Origin of the sequence: Streptomyces sp. IMTB 2501 (assembly GCF_001953885.1) — a bacterium.
GTDB lineage: Bacteria > Actinomycetota > Actinomycetes > Streptomycetales > Streptomycetaceae > Streptomyces.
The window spans coordinates 1-2,708 of sequence record NZ_MQUS01000078.1 but is presented as its reverse complement, the minus strand read 5'-3'; the positions used below and the strand labels follow the sequence as shown (position 1 = coordinate 2,708).

Genomic DNA, 2,708 nt, shown 5'->3' with positions numbered 1-2,708 from the left:
TCGGTGGTGACTCGATCATCTCCATCCAGCTCGTCTCCCGCGCCGGCCGGGCAGGGCTCGAACTGACACCGCAGTCGGTCTTCCAGCACCGGACGGTCGCCAAGCTGGCCGAGGCGGCCCGCGACCTCACCCCCGAGGCGTCCGGTCCGCAGGAGCCCGGCACCCCGCTGGTCACCCTCGACCCGGACGAGCAGGCCCGCCTGGAGTCGCAGTGGGCGTCGTACGGCGTCGAGGCCGTCCTGCCCCTGTCGCCGCTTCAGGAGGGCATGCTCTTCCACGCGCTGTACGCCGAGGACACCCTCGACGTCTACAACGTGCAGACCGTCTTCGGCCTTGAGGGCACGGTCTCGGCACCGCGGCTGCACACGGCCTGCCAGGAGCTGGTGAACCGGCACGCCAGTCTGCGGGCCGGCTTCTTCAGGACCGCCGGCGGTGACGTCGCGCAGGTGCTGGCCCGAAGCGTCGAAGTGCCCTGGAGCGAGGTGGACCTCAGCGGCCTGCCGACGGCCGAGCAGCACGGTGAGCTGAACCGGCTCCTGGCCGAGGACAAGCCCCGCCGGTTCGAGCTGGAGCGTCCGCCGCTGGTGCGCTTCACCTTCGTGCGGCTGGCCGCGGACCGGCACGTCCTGGTCCTCACCGTCCACCACATCGCGCTGGACGGCTGGTCGACGCCGTTGGTGTTGCGTGACCTGTTCGAGCTGTACGCCCGCGAGGGCGACGCCGCGCAGCTGCCGGCCGTCGTCCCCTACTCCGACTACCTGCGGTGGCTGGTACGGCAGGACAGGGACGTCGCCGAGCAGGCATGGCGTACGGCGCTGGAGGGACTCGACGCCCCGGCCCTCGTGGCCCCGGGCACCACCGCCGACACCATGGCGATGCCCGCCCGGGAGACCGTGGAACTGGACGAGGACTTCACCACCGCGCTCGGCGCGGCCGCACGTCGCCGCCAGCTGACCCTCAACACCGTCGTCCAGGGCGCCTGGGCGCTGCTGGTCGGTGAGCTGACGCAGCGTTCGGACGTGGTGTTCGGCACGACGGTCTCGGGGCGTCCGCCCCAGCTGCCGGGCGTCGAGGAGATCGTCGGCCTGCTCATCAACACCGTGCCGGCCCGGATCCGGATCGACCCCGCCGAACCCATCGGCGACCTGCTGGACAGGGTGCAGCGCGAGCAGTCGGCTCTGGGCGAGCACCACCATCTGGGCCTCGCCGAGATCCAGCGCCTGGCCGGCCTGGGTGAACTCTTCGACACCACGACCGTTTTCGAGAACTACCCGCTGGACCGGGCGGCGATACGCCAGGCCGTCCCCGGCCTGAGGATCACCGTCGAGAACGGCGACACCAGCGGCACGACCCACTATCCGCTGAGTCTGATCGCCTACCCCGGTGAGCGGCTGCGGCTGGAACTGAACTACCGTGCCGATGTCTTCGACCAGGACAGGGTGCGGGACTTCGGCGAGCGGCTGCGNNCGCGCTTGCGGTGCCCGAGGCGACCCTGTCCGAGCTGTTCGAGGCCCAGGTGCGCCGTACCCCCGACGCCGTCGCGGTCATCTGCGGCACCGAGCGGTTGACCTACCGCGAGCTGGACGAACGCGCCACCGGGCTCGCCTCGGTCCTGGCCGCGGCGGGTGCGGCACCGGGCGAGACCGTCGCCGTGTCGCTGCGGCGCTCCCTGGACCTGGTGGTGGCGCTGTACGCGGTCCACAAGAGCGGGGCCGCCTACCTTCCCGTCGACCCCGACTACCCCGACGACCGGGTGCGGCACATGCTGGGGGACGCGGAACCCGCCCTGCGCATCACGGCGGAGTCCCTTCCCGCCCTGCTGGCCGACGCCGCCTCGCCGTCCCTGCCGGCGGTGACCCGACGGCCCTGGACAACGGATCCCGCTTACGTCATCTACACCTCCGGATCCACCGGCCGCCCCAAGGGCATCGTGGTGGAGCACAGGGGAATCGTGAACTACCTGTGCTGGATGCAGGAGCGGTTCCCGCTGGGACCCGGCGAACGGGTGCTGCACAAGACGTCGACCAGCTTCGACCCCTCGGTCTGGGAACTGTTCTGGCCCCTCATGGTCGGCGCGACGATCGTGGTGGCCGAACCGCACGGGCATGAGGACCCCGATTACCTGGCGGGACTGATCCAGCGGGAGCACGTGACCACCGCGCAGTTCGTCCCGTCCACCCTGGAACTGTTCGTGAACGCTCCGGCCACGGCGGGCTGCACCTCCCTGCGTCAGGTCTTCTGCGGCGGAGAGGTTCTGAGCACCGCGCTGGCGCGGCGCTTCCAGGGCCTGCTGAACGCGGAACTGATCAACCTCTACGGCCCCACGGAAGTGTCGATCTACTCCACCAGCCGCCGGTTCGGCACCGACGTCGCGGGAGCAGCCGTCCCGGTCGGCCGGCCCGCCGCGAACCTGCTGGTGTACGTCCTGGACGGCGCCCTGCGGCCGGTTCCCGTCGGCCGGGTGGGAGAGATCTACATCGCCGGAGCAGGAGTGACGCGGGGATACGTCAGGCGCCCGGCGGAGTCCGCTCAACGCTTCGTGCCGGACCCGTTCGGGGCCCCCGGCACCCGTATGTACCGCACCGGCGACCTCGGCCGATGGCGTGCCGACGGCGACCTGGAATACGTCAGCCGCATCGACTCCCAGGTCAAGATCCGCGGCCACCGTATCGAGCTGGGTGAGGTGGAGGCGGTGCTTGAGGGTGCTG

General features: G+C 71.0%; 2 protein-coding genes. Both read left to right on the top strand.

The genetic code is table 11. From position 1 onward, the window contains the following. Positions 1–1,568 (top strand): condensation domain-containing protein (locus tag AV521_RS46140; protein WP_256726030.1); only part of this gene is annotated, 1,568 nt, incomplete at its 5' end. After that, positions 1,478–2,708: amino acid adenylation domain-containing protein (locus tag AV521_RS46135; protein ID WP_143658783.1), on the top strand; the 1,231-nt coding region annotated here is incomplete at its 3' end. The genes AV521_RS46140 and AV521_RS46135, both read left to right, overlap by 91 nt.